The 13,048-nt window shown below is 63.9% G+C and carries 9 protein-coding genes; 2 read left to right on the top strand and 7 right to left on the bottom strand.

Annotated elements, in window-relative coordinates; all coding sequences use genetic code 11:
- Positions 1–74: 74 nt before the first annotated feature.
- The 4 genes from AYJ54_RS14905 to AYJ54_RS14890 form a co-directional block, all read right to left on the bottom strand.
- Positions 75–1,577: an HlyD family type I secretion periplasmic adaptor subunit gene (locus AYJ54_RS14905; RefSeq protein ID WP_245329012.1), complete on the bottom strand. Its 1,503-nt coding sequence runs from the start codon at positions 1,575–1,577 to the stop codon at positions 75–77.
- A complete protein-coding gene (locus tag AYJ54_RS14900; RefSeq protein WP_063699738.1) occupies positions 1,577–3,400 on the bottom strand; it encodes a type I secretion system permease/ATPase in 1,824 nt (607 codons plus the stop codon). Before AYJ54_RS14900 ends, AYJ54_RS14905 begins: the two co-directional genes overlap by 1 nt.
- Before the next feature lie 205 nt (positions 3,401–3,605).
- Positions 3,606–5,060: a calcium-binding protein gene (locus tag AYJ54_RS51290; protein ID WP_201724190.1), complete on the bottom strand. Its 1,455-nt coding sequence runs from the start codon at positions 5,058–5,060 to the stop codon at positions 3,606–3,608.
- A 1,180-nt stretch (positions 5,061–6,240) separates the two neighbouring features.
- Complete coding sequence (locus AYJ54_RS14890) at positions 6,241–7,290, bottom strand: AraC family transcriptional regulator (RefSeq protein WP_063699638.1); 1,050 nt, start codon at positions 7,288–7,290, stop codon at positions 6,241–6,243.
- Between the two features lie 124 nt (positions 7,291–7,414).
- Between AYJ54_RS14890 and AYJ54_RS14885 the strand changes: the two genes are divergently transcribed.
- Entirely contained in the window at positions 7,415–7,951 is a 537-nt protein-coding gene (locus AYJ54_RS14885) for a carboxymuconolactone decarboxylase family protein (protein WP_063699637.1), read from the top strand.
- Positions 7,952–7,992: 41 nt separating this feature from the next.
- Positions 7,993–8,499 (top strand): YkgB family protein, encoded by a 507-nt coding sequence (locus AYJ54_RS14880; RefSeq protein ID WP_063699737.1) that lies wholly within the window; start codon positions 7,993–7,995, stop codon positions 8,497–8,499.
- A gap of 81 nt (positions 8,500–8,580) precedes the next feature.
- Here AYJ54_RS14880 and mdlC read toward each other — a convergent pair whose 3' ends face one another.
- Genes mdlC through AYJ54_RS14865 form a run of 3 tightly spaced genes read right to left on the bottom strand, consistent with a single transcriptional unit; the run spans position 8,581 to position 13,038 of the window.
- On the bottom strand, positions 8,581–10,206 hold the full coding sequence (gene mdlC, locus AYJ54_RS14875) for a benzoylformate decarboxylase (RefSeq protein WP_063699636.1): 1,626 nt from the start codon (positions 10,204–10,206) through the stop codon (positions 8,581–8,583).
- Positions 10,207–10,230: 24 nt separating this feature from the next.
- Positions 10,231–11,679: an aldehyde dehydrogenase gene (locus AYJ54_RS14870; RefSeq protein ID WP_063699635.1), complete on the bottom strand. Its 1,449-nt coding sequence runs from the start codon at positions 11,677–11,679 to the stop codon at positions 10,231–10,233.
- 33 nt (positions 11,680–11,712) lie between these two features.
- Positions 11,713–13,038, bottom strand: coding sequence for an MFS transporter (locus tag AYJ54_RS14865; RefSeq protein ID WP_063699736.1), 1,326 nt, complete (start codon positions 13,036–13,038; stop codon positions 11,713–11,715).
- Between the last annotated feature and the right edge of the window lie 10 nt (positions 13,039–13,048).

Genomic DNA, 13,048 nt, shown 5'->3' with positions numbered 1-13,048 from the left:
TTGACGTAGCGGGGAAACACCTGCTCCGGTGCAGCAGCCCTTGCGCGGGCCGGCCGGCTAAAACCAACGCCTCCTCAGCTCTCCCGCATACCGCGGCGGATCGCGTCCGTAATCGGCTGGGTCAGATAGGCAAGAACCGTCCGTTCCCCGGTTGCGATCAGGACGTCGGCCATCATGCCCGGCTTGAGCTTTTCACGGACTTGCTCGGGGAACTGCGTCACCTGTACCGAGACTTTCACTTCGTAATAGGGTTGATGCGTGGCATCGTCGCGAGTGGCATCTGCAGCGATCGAAAGGACCTCGCCGACAGCGATCGGCGTGGAGCGTGCCTTGAACGAGGGAAGCCGTACCTCGGTGGGCAAGCCGAGCTGTACGTGGTTGATATCAAGCGACGACACCTTTGCAGCCACCACGAGGACGTCGTTGTCTGGCACGATCTCCATCAACACGTCGCCCGCCTTGATCACTGCACCGATCGTGTGGACCTTGAGGTTCACGATCCGCCCAGCTCGCGGGGCGCGCACTTCCATCCGGGCCAGGACGTCGACCGCGACACGCAGCTTCTCGCGCGCATCGGCAAGCTGGGCGCGCGTGTCGGCGAGCTTGCCGGTGGCTTCCTCCAGCACTTTCTGCCCGACCTGGTCGATCTGGAGCCGCGACTCGTCGATGACGCGGCCGTAACGGGCGATATCCGCCTCGTAGGCGCCGATCTTGCCTTCGAGATCGGCCTTGGAGCGCTCCAGCGTAGCGACGCGCGCGAACGGCACGATGCCCTGGTCGGCGAGCGGCTTGAGCTTGGTGTATTCCTGGCTCATGCTGTCGAACTGCGCCCGCGACGCCTTGCTTTGTGCGGTGTTTCCCTGGATCTGCCGCTGCGCCTGCGCGATACGTTCCTCGAGGATCGAGATCTCGATCTTTCGCGCAGCCCGACGTTCATCGAAGCGCCGCTTCTGGTCACCCATTGCGCGTATCGCGCTTGGATCGGAGGTCTTCTGGAGCAGTTCGGTCGGAAACGTGACGCTGTCTTTTCCTTCGGCTTCCGCCTGCAGGCGAGCTTCCTCGGCAATCGCCGAATACACCGCCGAGCGGGCGATCTCCTCCTTGGCCCGCTCCTGGGTTGGATCGAGCCGCAACAGGACTTGGCCTTCGGCGACATGGGCATCGCCTTTCACCAACAGGTCCTGGACGATTCCGCCCTCGAGGTGCTGCACCACCTTGCGGTCGCTTTCGACAACCACCGAGCCCGTCGCCACCACGGCACCGTCGATCGATGCGAGGGCGGTCCAGCCGCCAAATACACCGAAGGTAAGGAAGACGATGGCAAAGCCGCGCCGCGCGGGTGTCTGCCAATCGCCCGACGGGCCGTCATTGTCGCCCTGCGCCCCTCGATCCAACAAGGTCGGCAGCCTTGTCCTTGCAAAACGGACCAACGACTTTGTCATCGCCCCCGCCTTCGCAAAGAGCTCGCGCGGAGCTTGCGGCGCGCGCACCACCTCGCCGGTTCTGGTGAACTGCTTGAGGATCTGCGCCAGTTCGTCTTGAAGAGCGTCGGCTCCCTGCTGCAACAGCTTGTCCATCATTGCCTCGTCGCGTGCGCCGGACGCGCTTGATTTGAAAGGTGTGCGTGGCGATGAGCGCCGTCGGCACGGTTGTGACCATCAGCACGGTGATGTTCAGCGGGTCCGCGCACGTCGCGGCGCATCGGCGCGACGGTCTGGCCAAGCAGCGCGGGAAGCATTTCCTCGCGCGTGCCGATGCGCCCGAGCCGACCTTCGTGCATGAACACGATCTTGTCTACCGCCGCGAGCAGGTTGGGCCGATGATTGATGATCACGATCGTCACCTTGTGCTGCCGCAGTCGTTGGATCGCATCGGCCAGCGCGCGGTCGCCGTCGCCATCCAGATTGGCGTTCGGCTCGTCGAGCACGACCAGCACGGGCTTGCCGAATAGCGCGCGAGCGAGCCCGATGCGCTGCCGCTGACCGCCGGAAAGACCGGCGCCGTTGTCCCCGATGACGGTGTCATAGCCCTTCGGAAGCCGCTGGATCATGGCGTGCGCCGATGCCAGTTGCGCCGCCTCGACCACCGCCTCGTCGGAGGCGTCGTCGCGGAAGCGGGCGATGTTGTCGCGCACGGTACCGGCGAACAATTCGACGTCCTGCGGAAGGTAGCCAAGGCTCTGCCCAAGGAAATTGGAATCGAAATGCCTGATGTCGTTGCCGTCGATGCGCACGCAGCCGCGCACCAGCGGCCAGGCGCCGACCAGGGCCCGCGCCAGCGACGATTTGCCGGAGCCGGACTGGCCGACCACGGCGACAACTTCGCCGGGCGCTAGGCGGAACGAGACGTCGGCGATAGCCGGCAATTGCGATCCCGGAACGAGCACCGTCGCGGCCTCGATCGAGACCTCGCCCACCAACGACGGCAGCCGCGTCGGCCGCCCCTCCGCCGTGCGGGCCTCAAGCGCGCGGTTGAGCCGGGCATATGACGTGCGCGCGGCAACCAGTGCCTTCCATTGCGACACCGCCGCCTCGACCGGCGCGAGCGCGCGTCCCATGATCAGCGAAGCAGCAAACAGAACGCCTCCCGAGATCTCCTGCTGGATCGCGAGATAAGCGCCCACTCCCATGATGGCCACCTGAATCGCCATGCGCAGGAATTTGGAGATGGCAAGCAACGTGCCGCCGCGCTCCCCGGCCGTTGCGCTTTCCAGCAGCGCCTGACCATGGGTTGCCGCCCAGGCCGCGCGCACCGCCGGTCCCATTCCAAGCGCGCGGATCGCTTCTGCGTTGCGCAGCGACGACGTCAAGCGGTCCAGAGCATGAAGATTCTTCGACGCAGCCGCATTCAGCGGCGCCTTCGTAAGGCGCTCGTTGAGGAAGGCGAGCGTCAGGATGACGACTGCGCCAATCAGGGCGACCAGGCCGATCAGCGGATGGAGCAGGAAGCACATCGCGAGGAAGATCGGCGTCCACGGCACGTCCATCAGCGACGTGATGACGCCGCCCGACAGCACCTCACGCAAGGTGTCGACGTCGCGCAGCAGCTGAACGTGATGCGAGCTGCTTGTGCTCAGCGCCTGTCCGAGCGCGGTCTCGAACGTCTCCCCCGAGAGGAGCCGATCGAAGTGAAGTCCGGTTTGCACGAGAACCCGGCTGCGAAAATGCTCGAGCGCCGCGTAGCTGACGAAAAGCGCGAGCGCGATCAGCGAGAGCAGCAACAGCGTCATGCCGTTTCGGCTCGTCAGCACCCGATCGTAGATCTGCATGGTGTAGAGCGGCGACACGAACACCAGCAGATTGATGAAGATGGACAGTCCGCCGGCGGCGAGCAGGCCGGGACGTATCCGACGGAAAGCGTCCGCGAGCGCAGACCGTTTTGCCGAAGCGTGCATGTGCATATCCGGGCCGCCCTTGGTCGGGCGGCGGTAAGCGGTTGAAAATTGCGTGCGATCGAGCGTCAAGACGCCCGCATTTCCACATTCCGCAGTGCGCGGAATGGCACCCCGCCTCACAGCCACTGCGGCCGCGAGGAACTCCCCCAGACTGGACATACGCGCGGCGCACCGCGCGTATGTCCTTGTTGATGCAGACGACCTTACGAGCTTACCAGTGCCACGCGTGATGATCGTTGTGGTGATTCACCAGATCAGCCAGATGCCCGGCGAAAGATCCTGTGTCCGACGTGGCCGTCGGATCAGAACTTGCGTCCGCAGTCGCGGTCGGCGTCGTGGTCTGACCTTGCCACCAGGAATGCCCCCCGGAGCCGGACGACGTGATGCCGTTGATCCACTGCGAGAAATCGAAGCTACCGCCGTGGTGATTGTGGCCGCCGGTGTCGACGGTCGTCGACCCAGACGAACCGTCCGCGGTCGTCACCCCGGACGAACCGTCCGCGGTCGTCGAGCCGGACGTACCGCCCGACCAGCTACCGTGGCCGTGGCCATGGCCACCCCAGCCGCCAGTGCCCGTCGTGCCGCCGGTCGACGGGTCCGTGGTACCGCCGGTCGACGGATCCGTCGTTCCGTCCGAGCCCGACACGGGGGTCGTGCTTCCGGTCGAGCCGGTCGCGGTGCTTCCCGTCGAGCTGCCGACTGTCGTGCTTCCGCCGGTGGTGCTTCCATCGGTGGTGCTTCCGCCGGTGGTGCTTCCGTCGGTGGTGCTTCCGACGGTGGTGCTTCCGCCAGCGCCGGCAACGTGAGTCGTGCTGCCATCCGTGCCCGTGCTTCCGCCAGTGTCGGAAACCGGCGTGGTCACCGGATCGGTAACGGGCGGGACGGTCGTGCCACCGGTCGATGTGCTCCCGCTCGTATTGTGCGCAAGGAACACCTTCTGCAGTTCCGGCGAGTTTTCGAGGGCCGTATCACCATTCTGCGAACCCCACGCGTAGGCATAGTCAAAGGCCGGATTGGGAACATCCTGTGCCCAACGATCCATCATTGCCTGCTCTTGCGCGGCCGTCGGCATCGCGACCTGGCTGCCGGTTTCGGTGGTCCAGCCGCCGCCCCCGAACGCCTGGTAGACCGGAACGATGGAGTCGTGCGGAATGCCGGCCTGCTCTGCGGCAGCGACGTATTTGTCGATCGTGCTGACATCGACATTCGGACGGTCCGACCACACCGGATACCAATCGAGACCGAAGTAATCGATGTGGGTGTTCGCCTGGTTATAGCTGTTCATATAGCTCGGATCGTCCGATGAGCCCATGTTATTCAGGACGGTAAACGTCTTCGCTCCAGGATCATGCTGGTGGATCCAGTCGGATTCCGCCTTCAGGTCCGCGGCGCTGGCCTGCGGTCCCGACTGTCCGGTCGGATCGGGCTCATCCACGAGGTAGAAGCCGAACACCTTCGGGTTGTTGAGGAAGGGCGTCACCTGGTTGATGAAGTCCTGAGTCACGCCTTGGTACTGATCGAGCCAGACCAGACCCTGCACGCCACTGGGCAGTGCATTCACCTGGTCGACATACTGGACGTCTGCGAGATTGAAGCCAGCTTCGGCTGGCGTGTAGTTACCTTGCGAGTCCAGACCCCCGCCCGCAGCGTAGTGTAAGGTTGCCAATGATATTCCCCTTGTCTGTGTTGTAACCCCCAGTGACCTGTAGGTCTGAGCGCCCGACAACCGATCGCGCGTCCCACCGAGATGAACGTATGTTTACGTTTGAGGCAGCAGTTTCCGTTCCATTGGGCCGAACCAAGGGATTATTGTGCCGAAATCTAGGGCGCCCAATTGCACGATAGTCAGCCCGCCAAATTTCCCTTCAAGGCATTTCGAGAAGCGATCTCAAGGGCATCAAAACGGGTGACGTGGTAGAATCTACCTGCAACCTGCGGCAAAAGGCCGACCAAGTCGCCTATTATGGCGAGCGGCTTGCAGTAGGCCCAAAACGGGCACTTCGATTCGGAGCGAATGGAGTAGCCCTGACGAAGGGTGTTCCCTTGGGAGGATGCTTCGATTACCTAAGTCGAACTCGTTGCTCCCTCGCGCTCCTACCACTCGCGGCGGCTGCGATAGCGATCGCCGACGCGCGAGGTGTTAGATTTGACTAATTCGCACGACGAGACTTTCGTACGGTGAGAGTTACGACCAAGAATTTCGGGGAATGGAGGAATTCTGTCTTAAGGGGGAGTAGCGTGTACAGTTCGCTGCATTTGAATTCACACAGCGTCGCGCTGTCTATTTCACGACCAAATTCCTATTTCCGCCTGAGCGCAAATACGGCCGCGTCGTTCCCTGATTTTGATCTCCTCTGCATTGTCCGGGATTGTTGTTGTCGAAGAGCTGACGCTGCTAGATTTCCTACCGCGCGCAAGCCGCCTCGCGGCCCGAACTTCGTACCCTTCCCTTAAGCTCAACAACCGTCGGAGAATTTCTCGAGTACAACGGCCTCATGCACTGATGAGGAAGCCATGTCAGGATCAGCGCAAACCAACCTCAGGTTTCCACTGGGCTCGCGTATTCAGGTAAAGCCCGCAGCTGGTCCTCGCTTGGCAGGCAAGACCGGGATTGTGACTGGCGTTGGATATTATCCCAAGAGCCTCCGTGTCGTTCTGGACGGATCGAAAGCACCAATCACTCTGCATGTAGACTATGTAGCGGCGATCGATGGGTGAATCGCGCATCTGCGGTCGGATTGATCAACTCGCGTCGTTATCGACGCCGTCGATAATCTCCTCGTTACGGATTGCCGTGCCCGCTCGGCTACAGACCGCAACCCGACCGGAACCCGCCTGGAGCTTCTCTAGGCCGGCTTGGGCCCATCGCCGTCCTTCGCTGTCCTCTGCTTTCGTGCGCCCGTTTCCGGAGCTTCAGCCGGCTTCGCATCGGCAGCCGCCGCAGGGCTTGCAAAGATGTCGTGCCCGGAGCGTTCCTGTGTCTTTCTCCACTGCGCCGGCGTGACACCCATGTGGCTCTTGAAGGCACGCTGAAACGCCGCCTCCGATTGATATCCCACCGCGTCCCCAACGGCTCCGGTCGAGATCGACGATTTCCTCAATTCGTTCGCTGCAAGGGTCATGCGGATGTCGGTCAGGAGATCACTTGGCGAACGCCCGAGCTTCTCCTGAAATTGACGGGCGAGTGTCGCACGCGACATGTTGGAGAGGCGCGCAAGCTCGGGCAGCGTCCACGCGCGTGCCGGCTCGTTGAACAAGGCGGCGACCACAGGCGCCAGGCGGGGGTGACCTGCGAGCGCAAGCAGCCCCCGTGGCGCGTCTTCGGTCTCGCTGGCGAGCCGCAGCACAAGTGTGAACATCGCCGTCGATAGCGCGTTCAGCATCGCGCGGCCCCCCAACTGGTCGTCCGCCGTCTCGCCGCGCATCAGAGCAACGAGGCTCACGAGCTGCCCCGCAGTGTCCCGCTCTCCGGGGTGAGCGCCGGCATTCACGACGAGGATCGGCGGCAAATAGCTGCGCAGCAACCGGTCGTGCGGCGGGGCGATCGCGAAGTGCCCGCACAACAAATCGAGCCGCTCGCCCGAGCCGGGATTTTCGCTGATCGTGAAATTGAGAGATGCGCGGTTACGGGCCTTGAGCGGCGCGGCTCCGCTGCCGTCATGCATGACGTGTCGTGGATTGCCGGGCAGCAGGAGGATGTCGCCAATCTTCAGCGGCAGCGACCGGCCTCCTGCCGGATTCTCCAGCATCGCAGAACCGGCAAGCACCGCATGGTACGGAATCTCGTTCGCCTCGCCCGGCCCCTGCTCGATCCGCCAGGGCGCGCCGTAGGAGCAGCGCAGGTCCAGACGACCGCGTACCGGCATCATCTCGAACAGCCGGCTCAGCCAATCCATGGTGGGCGCCCCGACGAATGAGACGATTGAGCATATATCAGAGATGTTCTGACATTCAAGATCTCACGTCGCGGCCATATCGTCACTCCGCAATCGTTCATCACCCCAACCACGGAGTGCCACCATGTCTCGTCTTTCCGTCCCGAATCTCGAAACCGACGCCGGTCCGTCTGGTCAGGTCTACGCCCAGATCAAAAAGGCCATCGGCAGCGTGCCGAACACATTTGCCGCCATTGCCGCCCATAGCCCCGCTGCGCTCAAGGCTGTGCTTGCTGCCGATACGGTGCTCGCTTCCGGCACCCTGACCAAGCCGGACAAAGAGGTCATCAAGCTCGTCATCAGCGAAGCCGCCGGCTGTGACTACTGTGTCGCAGCCCACAGCCATCTCGCCAAGCTCGCCGGCATCAGGCCCGAGCTGCTCAAGCAGATCCGCGACGGCCAGCCCACCGGCGATGCCAAGCGCGACGCGCTGGTCAGCTTCGTCCGCAAGCTCGCGCGGACGAGCGGCACGGTAAGCGACGAGGATTTCGCTGCGATCAAGGCCGCCGGTTACACCGACACGCAGCTCGTGGAGATCAGCCTGGCCTTCGCGACCACCGTCTTCACCAATGTCTTCAACCGCATCAACGACAGCGAGATCGATTTTCCGGCGGTCGCGTAACGCGCGCCTCGTCGATCTTCTTGAATGAAGGGATCACGACCATGACCACGCTTGCCAATACCGCTCAACACCCTCTCGTCCGCGTGCTGTACAGATCCGGCCTGCTCGCTGAGGATCTCGACTACCACGCCGTCCGCGCCGCGATGGTGATCATGTTCTTCTTCTTCGGTTACCAGAAGTGGTTTCCGTATGAATTCGAAAGACTGGTCCCATTCATCAGCAACGGTCCGCTGATCTGGTGGCTCTATCCCGTGTTCGGCCATGCCGGCGCGAGTTACTTCCTCGGCGTCTCGGAATGGACCTTCGGCTCGCTGCTGCTCGCGGGCTTCTGGGACAAGCGCCTCGGCGTTCTCGGCGCCCTGGGCTCGACCGGCACCTTCATTGCGACCGTCACCATCATTCCCTTCATGCCGGAGGGCTGGGACGTCGCCGCGGGAGGCTTCCCTGCGATGACGGGAAACGTGCCCTTCCTGATGAAGGACGTCGTTCTGCTCGCAGTCTCCTTCTACCTGCTGCGACAGGACGTGGTTCGCCTGATGCGGCAATAGGGTGGCACCCTGCTGAGGGCGATGTGTCGCCGGCGAGCTTTCCCAGCTCGCCGGCGATCGCGCATCTAGCGCTCCGAAGACCTAGCGAGAGTGGCTGAACAGATCCGTCGTGGCGTCGTCGACTGCGAGATCGACCAGCATCGGGCCGTGTGATGCCAATGCTTCAGTCAGAATGCGATCGAGATCGTCGACGTCGGTCACCCGCCGGCCCGGGCAGCCAAGTCCCTTGGCGAGCGCCACGAAGTCGAGTCCGGGCAGGACGATCCCGGGCGGGCGATGCGCCTGTATGAGCTGGCTGAAGGCGCGCATCGCGCCATAGCCCGAATTGTTCATGACCACGAACGTGATCGGCAACTTGCGTTGCGCCGCGGTCCAGATCGCCTGCACGCAGTACATCGCCGATCCATCACCGATCAGCCCCACGATGCGGCGGCCCGGCCGCGCCAGCGCCACGCCGACCGAGGCCGGCAGGCTGTAGCCAAGCCCGCCGCTCGCCATGGTGTAGAAGCTGTCCGCTCCCGGCCGCGGCAGGAACTGCTGAATGGCGGGACGATGCGGCGGTGCCTCCTCCACCACGATCGCATCGCGCGGCATCAGTTCCGACAGCCGGCTCAGCGCATAGGCGGGCGGGATTGGATTTTTCGCGGAGGGAACGGCGGGCCGCGTGCGGGCAGCCGGCGCCTCGCGCTGCGCGACATCCGGCAGCGCCGAGCGAAGCGCGACGAGCGCCTTTGGGAGCGTGCTGATGATGGTGTCGCCGACAGCCGCGGATGCGGCCTCAGTCGGATCGTCGGTGATCTGCCAGACCGGTGTTCCGTCGTCGAGCAGTTCGCATTGCCCCTCGACATGGAAGGTGAATACGGGCGCCCCGACCACGACGATCAGATCGGCCCCGCGCAAGGCGCGGGCGAGGCCTCCCGGCGCAGCCGGAAGGAAGCCCGCGAATTGCGGGTGCAATTCCGGAAAGCTCGCCCGACTCGACATTGGGCTTGCCCAGACGGCCGCCCTCGCTCGCTCCGCGACGGCGACCATCGCCTCGACACAGCCGTTGCGGTCGACTTCGGGTCCAACGACGAAAGCAGGCCTCTTTGCCGCTCCGATCGCCGCGCCCAGTCGAATGATTGCAGCCGCATCAGGAGCAAACTCCGTCGCGATACGTCGAACGGGCGGAGGCGACGCAGGACGCGCCCAGTCGTCCGACGGAATTGAAACGAATGTCGGGCCACGCGGATGCTGCATGGCGGTGAGAAAGGCTTGCACAATGGCTGCAGGGACATCCTCCGCCCGCGCGGGTTCCGAACTCCATTTCACGTAGGGTTTTGGAAACTGTTCGGCATCCTCGGCGAAGAGATAGGGCCGCATCCGGAGCAGGCTGCGCGCCTGCTGCCCCGCAGTCACGACCATCGGCGTCTTGTTGCGGAACGCGGTGAAGAGATTGCCGAGCGCGTGACCGAGCCCGGCCGCCGAGTGCAGGTTGACGAAGGTCGCGCGTCCGGTCGCCTGCGCATAACCATCGGCCATGCCGATGACGCAGCCTTCCTGCAAACCGAGCACATAGTCGATGTCGTCGGGCCAATCATGCAGAAAGGCAAGCTCCGTCGAACCCGGATTGCCGAAGACACGATCAACACCGAAGGAACGAAGCACACCGAGGGTCGCTTCCCGAACCGTCAAGACTTTCGAATTCATGGAGTGATTTTCTGGCATGCTTCGCGTCGTATCGTTGTGCAATCAGAAGGGATAGTGCTGCGGCTGCGTCTCGATGGTGATCCAGCGCAGATCGGTGAACTCTGCGATGCCGGCCTGGCCGCCGAAGCGGCCGTAGCCCGATCCCTTCACGCCGCCGAACGGCATCTGCGCCTCGTCATGCACGGTCGGTCCGTTGACATGGCAAATGCCGCTTTCGATGCGCTGCGCCACTGTGAGCGCACGCGCGACGTCGCGGCCGAACACGGCAGCCGAGAGGCCGTACTCGGTGTCATTGGCGAGACGCACCGCATCATCCACCCCGCGCGCACGGATGACCGAGACGACGGGACCAAAACTCTCTTCGATGTAGATGCGCATGCCGGGCGCGACACGATCGAGCACCGTTGCCGGCACAACCGTGCCGGCGCGCTCTCCGCCCGCGAGCTTGACGGCGCCCTTGCCGATCGCGTCTTCGATCAGCGTGACGACGTGCTTGGCCGGGGCCTCGTCGATCATCGAGCCGATCACCACCGGGCCGGAGCGCGGGTCGCCGGCCGGAAGCGCGCCAGCCTTCTTGGCGAGCTTCGCGACGAACTGATCGGCCACCGTTTCATCGACAATCACCCGCTCCGTCGACATGCAGACCTGGCCCTGGTTGATGAAGGCGCCGAACGCCACGGCCGCCACCGCGGCATCAAGGTCGGCATCGTCGAGCACAACCAGAGGCGCCTTGCCGCCGAGCTCGAGCAGCACGGGCTTGAGGTGACGTCCGGCGAGCTCGGCAATGACGCGGCCGACGCGGGTCGAGCCGGTGAAATTGATCCGCCGCACGGCGCGATTTGCAATGAGGCGTTCGACCACGGCCGGTGCGTCTGCCGGCGCATTAGTCACGACGTTCACAACACCCGGCAGGAAGCCGGCATCCCTGAACACTTCTCCGATCAACCGGTGCGTTCCGGGGCAGATCTCGGATGCCTTCAGCACCACGGTGTTACCGCAGGCGAGCGGCGTCGCTACCGCGCGGACGCCGAGAATAATCGGGGCATTCCAGGGCGCAATACCGAGGCATACACCGGCCGGCTGGCGAACAGCCATCGCGAGGCATCCCGGCTTGTCGGACGGGATCACCTCACCCGCAACCTGCGTGGTCAGCGATGCCGCTTCGCGCAGCATGCCGGTCGCAAGCTTCACGTTGAAGGATGACCAGACTTCCGTGGTGCCGATCTCGGCCATCATGATCCGGATGAAGGCATCGCGCTTGGCCTCGAGCGCATCGGCCGCCTTCAAGAGCAGACCGCGCCGCGCGTTCGGCCCGAGTACCGACCACTGCACCAGCGCGGCAGAGGCAGTCGCCACGGCGGCGTCGGCATCCGAAACCGTCGCAGCGGCGGCTCGGCTCGCGACCTCCTGCGACAGCGGATTGCGCCGTTCGAACACCTTGCCGCTGGAAGCGGCCTGATCGTGCCCGTTGATCAGAAGACTGACGTCCATGAGAACCTCACTTGTGTTGGTGATGGCACTGGCCTAGCCGAGCAGCCGCGATTTGCTGGTTTCCCGCGAGAAGCCGAGCGCGATCATCGCCGCGAGCGCGAGAGCGACGTAATATCCGGTGATGGCGTAGGTCGAGCCCGTCTGCGCAAACAGGCTGGTGGCGACCAGCGGCGCGATGCCGCCGCCGAGCACCGTCCCGAGCTGCTTTCCGATCGACACGCCGGTGAAGCGGATCCGGGTCGGAAACAGCTCGGGGAAATAGCTCCCCTCGGTGCTGAACATCAGGGGATGGATCACACCTGCGGCCAATATCACCGCGGCCATCACGAGCAGCGTGTCACGGCTTGCGACCACGCCGTAGAACGCAAACATCGAGATGGTCGCGAGCGCGACGCCGGCGAGGAACAGCCGTTTGCGTCCGATCCGGTCGGACCAGGCGCCGATGAGCGGCATCGCAACGAGGCCGACGAGATTGGCGAACAGCACGGCCTGCGTAATCACGTCCTTCTGGACGCCGAGCTGGCGCGTTGCGAAGGAGATGGTGAAGATTGCCGTCAGGTAGAAATAGGATGTCTGCGCCATCTCGGCAAAGAATACGATGAGGATCGGTCGCCAGTGTCCCCTGACCGCCTCGACCGCAGGTACAGCTTCGGCCTCTCCCGCCTCGCGGAACGTCGCGCTCTCCTCGATGCGCAGGCGCATATAGACGCCGAGCGCGACGAGGACCGCGCTAATCAGGAACGGAACGCGCCAGCCCCATGACAGCAGGTCCGCCTCCGGCAGCCGCGAGATCGCGAGCGCGGCGAACGAGGCGAGCACGACGCCGACGGGCCCTGCGGCCTGGATCACGGCGGCAGATAAGCCGCGCTGGTGGCCGGGAGCCGTTTCGATCGCCATGAGGATCGCCGCGGTCGACTCGCCACCGAGCGCAAAACCCTGAAGGAAGCGCAGCACGACGAGCGCGATGGTGGCAGTCAGGCCCGCGCTGGCGTAGGTCGGCAATAGTCCGATCGACATGGTCGCAAGTCCCATCATGAGCAACGTGCACAACAGGACGGATTTGCGGCCCAAGCGATCACCGAAATGTCCGAACACGATTCCACCGAGCGGCCGTGCCAAAAATCCGACGGCAAACGTTGCGAAGACCGCGATGGTGGCCGTGAGCTGGTCGAATTTCGGAAAGAAGAGCTGGTCGAACACCAGCGGCGCGATCAGGCCGTAGATGAAGAAATCGTACCATTCGATCGCGGTGCCGATCGTGCCGGCGATCAGAATGCGCCGCCAGCTGCTTGCCGTTTTCTCGGCGCCGATGACGGCGGCCGCGTGATCGTCGTAGTCCTCGAGTGTCCTTGTCGTCACGTTATCCTCC

The sequence above is a fragment of the Bradyrhizobium centrolobii genome, from assembly GCF_001641635.1.
In the GTDB taxonomy this organism is placed as follows: domain Bacteria; phylum Pseudomonadota; class Alphaproteobacteria; order Rhizobiales; family Xanthobacteraceae; genus Bradyrhizobium; species Bradyrhizobium centrolobii.
Note: the sequence above shows the minus strand (reverse complement) of the source record. Positions and strands in the feature narration are given on the sequence as shown.

What these genes read in the sequence shown, in the direction of transcription:
- AYJ54_RS14900 (WP_063699738.1), bottom strand. Translation starts at nt 3,400, where the DNA reads ATGCACATGCACGCTTCGGCAAAACGGTCTGCGCTCGCGGACGCTTTC.
- mdlC (WP_063699636.1), bottom strand. Translation starts at nt 10,206, where the DNA reads ATGCCAGAAAATCACTCCATGAATTCGAAAGTCTTGACGGTTCGGGAA.
- AYJ54_RS14880 (WP_063699737.1), top strand. Translation starts at nt 7,993, where the DNA reads ATGACCACGCTTGCCAATACCGCTCAACACCCTCTCGTCCGCGTGCTG.
- AYJ54_RS14870 (WP_063699635.1), bottom strand. Translation starts at nt 11,679, where the DNA reads ATGGACGTCAGTCTTCTGATCAACGGGCACGATCAGGCCGCTTCCAGC.
- AYJ54_RS14885 (WP_063699637.1), top strand. Translation starts at nt 7,415, where the DNA reads ATGTCTCGTCTTTCCGTCCCGAATCTCGAAACCGACGCCGGTCCGTCT.
- AYJ54_RS14890 (WP_063699638.1), bottom strand. Translation starts at nt 7,290, where the DNA reads ATGGATTGGCTGAGCCGGCTGTTCGAGATGATGCCGGTACGCGGTCGT.
- AYJ54_RS14905 (WP_245329012.1), bottom strand. Translation starts at nt 1,577, where the DNA reads ATGGACAAGCTGTTGCAGCAGGGAGCCGACGCTCTTCAAGACGAACTG.